Here is a 7,668-nt window from a genome sequence, read left to right as displayed (position 1 = left end):
GGGCGGTGGGGATCGGGGTGGTCATCGCGGGGCTCCTGGTCTCGGGGGACGTCTGGTCCATGCCCTCGACGCTAGGAATCCGGGGTACCCGCCCTCTAGCCGCCCGCGACGGAACTCCGCGGCCTGCATCCTTCGACGCAAGGCCTCCGCCCCGCGGCGGGTCGCGGCCCGCTCAGTCCTCCCCGGGGACCGTGACCACCCGGTTCTGGTACGCCCACACGACCGCCTGCAGCCGCGACCGGACGCCGAGCTTCGGCATCATCCGCGCCAGGTGCGACTTCACGGTCGACACCTCGACCACGAGCTCCGCGGCGATCTCCTCGTTCGACATCCCGCGGGCCAGCAGCAGCAGGATGTCCCGCTCGCGCGCCGTCAGGACGTCCGCCCCGCGCTGGAGGGTCACGGGCTGCAGCCGGCGGCGCCCGGCGAACTCCCGCAGCACCCGGTGGGTGAGCGCCTGGTCGAGCGTCCCGCGGCCGGCGGCGACCTCCCGCACCGCGTGCACGATCGTCTCGGGGTCGGCGTCCTTCAGCAGGAACCCGGACGCGCCGGCCTCCAGCGCGCCGAACACGTAGTCGTCCAGGTCGAACGTCGTCAGCACCAGCACCGGAACGGGGTGTTCGACGTCGGGCCCGCACAGCTCCCGGGCCACGCTGATCCCGTCCCGCCCGGGCATCCGGATGTCGAGGCACACGACGTCGGGCGCGGTGCTGCGGGCCAGCGCGACCGCCTCCTCGCCGTCGGAGGCGACTCCCACCACCTCGATGTCGTCCTCCGCCCCCAGCAGCGCGGACAGGCCCGCGCGCACCAGCGCCTGGTCGTCGGCGATCAGCACCCGGATCACGCGGTCTCCTCCTCGTCGGTCGTGCGGTCGCGCGGGACGCTCAGCCGGACCTCCCAGCCGCCGTCCGGTGTCGGGCCGTGCCGCAGCGTGGCCCCGACCAGGGCGGCGCGCTCCTGCATGCCCTGCAGGCCGTACCCGCCGGACGACCGCGGCGCTGGTGCTGTGGTGGACGCGGCGGACGTCGCGGGCGCGCCGTTGCGGACCGTGAGCACCACGGCGTCGGGCGCGCGGTCGTCGACGGTCACCCGGCACGGCGCCCCCGGGGCGTGCGAGCGCGCGTTCGCCAGCGCCTCCTGCACCATCCGGTACGCGGCCAGCTGCGCGAGGGGGCCCACGCCGGCGCCGAGCGGGCCACCGCCGGGCGCGTCGAGCACCTCCAGCGTCACGGCGTCACCGGCCGCGACGCCCGGCGCGGCGACCAGCCCGGGCAGGGCGGCGAGCGTGAGCGCCGACGTCTCCGCGCCGTCGTCGTCGCGGAGCAGCCCCACCAGGCGCCGCAGGTCGGTGAGCACCACCCGGCTCTGGTCCCGCACCTGGCGCAGGCCCTGCCGGGCGGAGTCGGGATCGGTGGTGATCTGCCGGTCGATCGCCGACGCCATCAGCGCGATGCCGGACAGGTGGTGCGCCGCGATGTCGTGCAGCTCCCGCGCCATGGCGGTCCGCTCGGTGGCCAGCGCCGCCTGCAGCCGCGCCTCTCCCTCGCGCTGGAGCGCCCGCAGCTCCCCGGCCTCCGCGGACCGCAGGGCCCGGCGCGACCCGACCACCAGCGCCGGCACCAGCCCCAGCAGGACGACGCCGAGCGCCTGGCCCGTCGCGGCGGCGAGCACGGCGACCGGGGGCGCCCCCGCGTCCAGCGGGCCACCGCCGACGGCCGACGCGACGGTCAGGAGCAGCACGGTGCCGGCCAGCGCGGCACGCACGCGCGCCAGGGGCTGGTCGACCACGGCCCGGTAGACCACCACGAGGACGGCGAGCGTGACGATCCCCGACACGTCGCCCGGCCGGACGGCGGACAGCAGCAGGGGCACCGTGCCGACGGCCAGCAGCGCCGCGCGCGGAGCGGGACGGGCCCAGGCGACGACCACGGCCTGCGCGACGAGCGCCACCAGGACGGCCCACCAGCGGGCGGCGCCGACCGGCGGCAGGCCGGTGAGGGGCTCCGCGGGCTCCATCGCCGCGAGCGCCGGCAGGGCCAGCAGCCCGGCGACGCTCACCACCAGCGTCACCGCCGCGGCGACGACGTCCGGGCGGCGCGGTACGGCCCGCCGGGGGGCGGCGGCGGTCGGGGTCCGCTCGGGCACGTCGGGCATCGTCCCACGCAAGCCCCGCGCGCTCACCCGAATCCGCGCACCCCCGCACCCCTGCACTCCGCACCCCCGCACCCCTGCACTCCGCACCCCTGCACTCCAGGGCGCCGAGATGGCACTCCTCGCCTGCGGGATCGCGCGCCGGCAGAGGCCGGCTTTGCCATCTCGGTGACCGGCCGGGCGCGGCGGGCGGGCGCGGCGGGCGGGCCCGGCGGCCGGCGGGGTCAGCCGTCGAGCGCGACCAGGGCGGCCGCCTCCGGGCCGAGGTCGCGGAGCCGAAAGTGGCCGTCGAGCACCGCCACCGCCGTCCACGGCAGCCAGTGCCGGTTCAGCCCGTACCCGCGCCGCGGGCCGAAGCCCCAGTGCTCCTGCTGCCACCCGGCCCCGGCGAGATCGAAGGGCCGCTGCGCCGTCGCCAGCATCGCGAGCGACCCGTGGTGCACGAGCCGGGCGACCCGGGCGGGCCAGTCCTCCCCCGAGCGCAGTGCGAGCTCAGCGAACAGCGCGGCGTCCACCACCAGGAACCCGTCGGACATGGTGACGCCCGAGGTGATGAGCTGCAGGCCGACCATGGACCGGCCCGGCTTCCAGTGCAGGTCCGCCCACGGCGCGTCCGCCGGCACGGGCAGGTCCACCAGGTGCACCCAGGACTCGGCGACCCGCGCGGCGTGCAGCGCGCGTCCGAGCCACCGGTCCTCACCGGTCCGCCGGTGGAGGGCGAGGAAGGCGCGCGCCGCGAGCAGGGCGCCCTCCTTGTCGACGACGTCCGGGTTGTCGAGCGTCGCGCCGGCGTAGGCCAGGTGCTCCGCGGCTCGGGCCCACGCGTGCTCGCCGGCGCGGACGGCCGCCTCGGCGAGCCCGGCGGCGAGCAGGAACGGGACCACCGTCGCCGTCGCCGTCGGGGACTGCTGCAGCACAGCGCCCGTCCCCGCCCGCCACGCGCGCGGGAACGACCCGTCCGGGCGCTGCTGGTCCACTAGGAACGCAGCGCCGCCCAGCGCCCAGTCGCGCCACGCCCCGCCCTGCGCCGCGGGCACGCGCTCGGCTGCCCGCAGCGCCGCGTGGCAGCCCTCCGCGACGGCGCGCGCGAACACCGCGGGCTCGCCGTCGAGGTCGCGGTACGTGGTGGGCGCCCCGGACACGAGGTCCCAGCCCTCCCCCGCCGGCGGGTCCAGGGGCAGCCGGGCGAAGGCGTCCAGCACGGCGCGGCCACGCTCGGCGAGGTCCGCCGCCTCGTCCGCCAGCGCCTCGGCCGCGAGCGCCTCGGCCCCCCGGAGCAGGCACAGGCCCACGTCCGTCCCGGCTCCGACGAAGCCCATCACCGACGCCGACGCCCCGGGCACCGGCACGCCCCGCAGCGGGTCCGACTCCAGCGCCACGCCGGCCAGCCCCAGTGCGGGCCGCTGCACCTGGCTCGCCAGCACCCGCGCGACGGGCAGCAGGTAGCCGGCGGCGGGCACGGGCTCGGCGACCGGTCGGTACCGCGTCCAGGCGCGGTCGCGCGCGTGGGCGAGCACCCCGAGCCGGTCGCCGCCGCTCGTGGCGGTCCAGCCGAGCGCCACCTCGTGCCGGAGCCCGTCCCGCAGCGGGTGCAGCGTCTGGCGCCACGCGCGCAGGCCGGTCAGCGGCAGGCCGCCGCTGGTGTAGGTCCACTCCCCCTCGGCCGCGGGGTACGTGCCGCCGACGGCCACGCCGGCCGGTCCGGCGCGGCCGCCGAGCGCCACCAGGTCGACGCGCTCGTCGACGAGGGTCCCGCCGTGCTCGTGGAGCCCGTCGGCGGCCACCGTCGCCCGGGTCCCGCCGTCGCGGTGCACGGTGAGCGCGACGCCGTCGGGGTACCGGACGGTCAGGTGCGGGGCCGACAGCCGGTCCTCGCGCACCAGCACGTCGCGGACGCCGGCGGCCCGGGCGTCCGGCCCGCCGATCGTCCACGCGCTGACCGGGCGGGCGTCGCCGTACACCAGGCCGGGCGCGAGGACCTCGAGCTCCGCCCAGCCGTGCGCCCCCCGCGCGAGCGTCACGGCCGTCGCGAACCCGCCCGGCGCGTCACCACGGACCTCCACCGCGCGCCGGACGGACGCCTCCTGGCCGCCGCACCAGAGGTCGACGACCCGCACTGTGCAGCCAGGCGTCACGTCGACCGCGGCGGCCCCACGGAGGCCGCCGCCCGCGGCCGGCACCACCTCGTCGTACGGCACGGCGAGGGTCCGCGGCGCGGGCTCCCCCGGCCCGGTGACCAGCACCTCGACGGGCGCGGCGCTCGACCACGTCCCGGTCGGGCCGGTCACCGCGATCCCGCTGCCCCCCTTGCCGGGGACCGCCCGGACGGCGAGCGGTCCGGGCACCGGCGCGACCACCGCCGTCAGCCCTTGATGCCCGAGCTGGCCAGGCTCGGCACGATGAACCGCTGGAACACCACGAACATCACCACGACGGGGATCGTCAGCAGCACGACGCCGGCCATCTGCACGGTCGGCAGCGTGTAGTTCTGCGCCTGGAGGCTGTTCAGCCCGACGGTGAGCACGAACTGGTCGGGGTCGTTCACCATCGTCACGGGGATCAGGAAGCTGTTCCAGGTCCACGTGCCGGCCAGGATCGCCTGCGTCGCGATGCCCGTCATGGCGAGCGGCACGCCGATCTGCAGGAACACCCGGAACCGGCCGGCGCCGTCCACGGCGGCCGCGTCGTCCAGCTCCGGCGGGAGCGTCGAGAACGTCTGCCGCATGAGGAAGATCAGCAGCGGGTTCACGATGAACGGCACGACCAGCGCCACCAGGCTGTTGAGCCACCCGTAGGACGACACCTGCAGGTACAGCGGGATCAGGTACGCCTGGAGCGGCACGAGCAGGATCGCGATGACGCCGAGCATGAGCCACCGCCGCCCGGCGAACCGGAACCGCGCGAGGGCGTACCCCGCGAGCGTGTTGACCAGCACCGCGCCGCCCACGACCAGCGCGGTGACCACCAGGGTGTTGCGGTACCAGGTCCCGACGGGCGCGTGGTCGAACACGTAGGCGTAGTTCTCGAGCGTGAGGTCCCCCGGGCCGACCAGCTGCAGGTACCGCCCCGGCGGCAGCAGCGACACGTAGAGCCCGAACACGAGCGGCGCCACCATGACGACGGCGACGACGCAGAGCACGGCGAGCTGCGCGGTGCGGGTCGCCCGGGACCGGGTGCTGCGGGTACGTCCGGCGCTCATGCGTCCGCCCTCCGTGCGGCGACCCGGCTGACGAGGCCCGCCGCGAGGATCGCGACGAGCAGCACCACGGTGGCCGCGCTGCCGTAGCCGACGGCGTTCATGCGGAACGCCTGCTGGTAGATGAAGATGACGATCGTCGAGGTGGCCCCCGCGGGGCTGCCCAGGGTGGTGCCCCCGGAGATCACGTAGGCCTGGTCGAAGACCTGGACGGCCTGGATGAACCCCGTCAGCAGCACGAACACGGTGAACGGGCGCACGCCCGGCACGGTCACGGACCAGAACCGGCGCAGCACCCCCGCGCCGTCCATCTCGGCCGCCTCGTACAGGGAGGGGTCGATCGACTCCATGCCGCCGACGAAGATCACGATGTACAGCCCGACGAACATGTAGACGTAGACGAAGACCAGGAAGTACAGGGCGGTCGACGGCTCCGCGTACCAGGTCCCGCCCGGCAGCCCGATCCCGTCGAGGAACGACGACACCGGCCCGCCGGACACGAACAGCTGCATGAAGATCGTCGTGACCGCGACGGTCGACGTCATGTAGGGGACGAACACCGCGGTGCGGAACGCCGCCCGGCCCCGGGTGACGGACACGAGCAGCGACGCGATCAGCATCGCGAGCACGGTCTGGGCCGGGACCACCAGCGCCACGAAGGTCGCGGTGATGCCGAGCGAGCTGCCGAACGCCGGGTCGGCGAACAGCTCGCGGTAGTTCGCGAGCCCGACCATGGTCCGCTCGTCGAAGTGGAACTTGTTGACGTCCTGGAAGCTCAGGACGACCGACTGCACGATCGGGTAGACGAACCACCACAGCAGCAGGACGACGGCGGGGGCGACCATGACCCAGGCCGTCAGGTTCTCCGGGAGCCGGGCGCGCCACCGGGCGGCCCAGCCCCGCGGGCGCGTCGAGGACCCCTCTCGCCGACGGTCCGGCCCGGCGGTCGCGCCGCCGGGCCGGACCGTCAGGTCACTGGCCATAGGTGGCCTGGAGCTGCTCCAGCAGCTCCTCGGGCGTCTGCTTGCCGGGGTTGAACACCAGGTCCTGGAAGCCGGCCACCAGCGCGTTGCCGAACTCGGTCGTCTCCAGCGGGTAGTCCAGGGTCCGGCCGTTCTCGATGACCTCGTCCGTGAACGCGGCGTACGCCGGGGTGGCCTCGCGGTACTGGTCGATGAACGTGGTCATCGCCGGGACCTGGGTACCGGACGCGAGCAGGTCGGCCTGCGCCTGCTCGTCGGTCATGATCTCCAGCACGGCCTCGGCGGCGGCGGTGTTCTCGGACCGCGCGTTGACCGAGAAGCCGCCGCTGTACGTGACGAGCGACTGCTCGCCGGCCTCCTGCCCGGGCAGGGGGAGCAGCTGGTACGGGGCGTCGGGCGCGGTCGCCTCCATGAACGACACGTACCAGGGGCCCGCGTCGGACAGGGCGGCGCTGCCGGCGCCGAACGCCTCGCCGTCCCAGGTGGCGCCGAGCTGCTTGGCGGTCTGCGCGTCGCCGTCGGCGAACAGGTCGACCAGGTAGGTCAGGCCCGCGACGTTCTCCTCGGAGTCGATCGTGCGGCCGTAGTCGTAGCCGCCGCCGAACGCGTAGAGGTACTGGCTGATGTGGAACAGGGTGTCGAGGAGCACGACGCCGCTGGCGTCGGTCTTCTCGGTCACCGCCTGCGCGGCGGCGGCGTACTCGTCGAGCGTCTGCGGCGCCTGGGTGATGCCGGCCTGCTCGAGCAGGTCGGTGCGCGCCGCGATACCCGAGTGCTGCAGGAACAGCGGGACCCCGTAGAGCTGGTCGTCGATCGTCCAGCCCTCGATCAGCGAGGACGGGTACACCGACAGGTCCTTGCCGCTCTGCTCCACCCAGTCGTCGAGCGGCTCGATCACGCCCTCGCTCGCGTACTGCGCGATGGCAGCGGCGCCGTCCCACTGGATCAGGTCGGGCGCCGTGTCACCGGCGAACTCGGTCGGCAGCTGGTTCAGCTGGTCGTCGTACGTCGGGTAGACGACCGGGGTGATCGTGAGGTCCGGGTACTGCTCCTCGGCGCGGGCGATCGTGGCGCGCAGGTACTCGCCCCACTCCCCCTCGCCGGACCAGCCGATCGTGACCTCGCCGGAGATCTCGCCGCTGGACGCGGTGCCGGAGTCGTCGGATCCGCCGGAGCCGCACGCGGCGACGCCGACGAGCACGAGCGCCGCGGCGCCGGCCGTGACCACCGGACGGCGCCGGGACAGGGGTCGGGACATGGAAAGCCTCCTTGCCTTCATGAACTGCGGGGGGATGACGCGCGGCCCCGGGCGGCGCCGCGCGGGTGACTCTCGGGGGG

General features: G+C 75.4%; 6 protein-coding genes. All 6 read right to left on the bottom strand.

Going from position 1 to position 7,668, the window contains the following annotated elements; translation table 11 throughout:
* Positions 1–172: 172 nt before the first annotated feature.
* Entirely contained in the window at positions 173–844 is a 672-nt protein-coding gene (locus KJP73_RS14260) for a response regulator (protein WP_213283534.1), read from the bottom strand.
* Positions 841–2,154 (bottom strand): sensor histidine kinase, encoded by a 1,314-nt coding sequence (locus KJP73_RS14255; RefSeq protein WP_213283533.1) that lies wholly within the window; start codon positions 2,152–2,154, stop codon positions 841–843. Before KJP73_RS14255 ends, KJP73_RS14260 begins: the two co-directional genes overlap by 4 nt.
* Before the next feature lie 221 nt (positions 2,155–2,375).
* Positions 2,376–4,496: a hypothetical protein gene (locus KJP73_RS14250; RefSeq protein WP_213283532.1), complete on the bottom strand. Its 2,121-nt coding sequence runs from the start codon at positions 4,494–4,496 to the stop codon at positions 2,376–2,378.
* Between the two features lie 17 nt (positions 4,497–4,513).
* On the bottom strand, positions 4,514–5,350 hold the full coding sequence (locus KJP73_RS14245) for a carbohydrate ABC transporter permease (protein ID WP_213283531.1): 837 nt from the start codon (positions 5,348–5,350) through the stop codon (positions 4,514–4,516).
* The gene (locus KJP73_RS14240; RefSeq protein WP_213283530.1) at positions 5,347–6,330 is read right to left on the bottom strand and encodes a carbohydrate ABC transporter permease; all 984 of its coding nucleotides are present in this window, start codon (positions 6,328–6,330) and stop codon (positions 5,347–5,349) included. The genes KJP73_RS14245 and KJP73_RS14240 overlap by 4 nt, the downstream gene beginning before the upstream one ends.
* Positions 6,320–7,588: an ABC transporter substrate-binding protein gene (locus KJP73_RS14235; protein ID WP_213283529.1), complete on the bottom strand. Its 1,269-nt coding sequence runs from the start codon at positions 7,586–7,588 to the stop codon at positions 6,320–6,322. Before KJP73_RS14235 ends, KJP73_RS14240 begins: the two co-directional genes overlap by 11 nt.
* Positions 7,589–7,668: the final 80 nt, after the last annotated feature.

Source organism: Cellulomonas hominis, from assembly GCF_901521055.1.
Classification (GTDB): domain Bacteria; phylum Actinomycetota; class Actinomycetes; order Actinomycetales; family Cellulomonadaceae; genus Cellulomonas; species Cellulomonas endometrii.
This window is presented reverse-complemented; position numbering and strand designations above follow the sequence as displayed.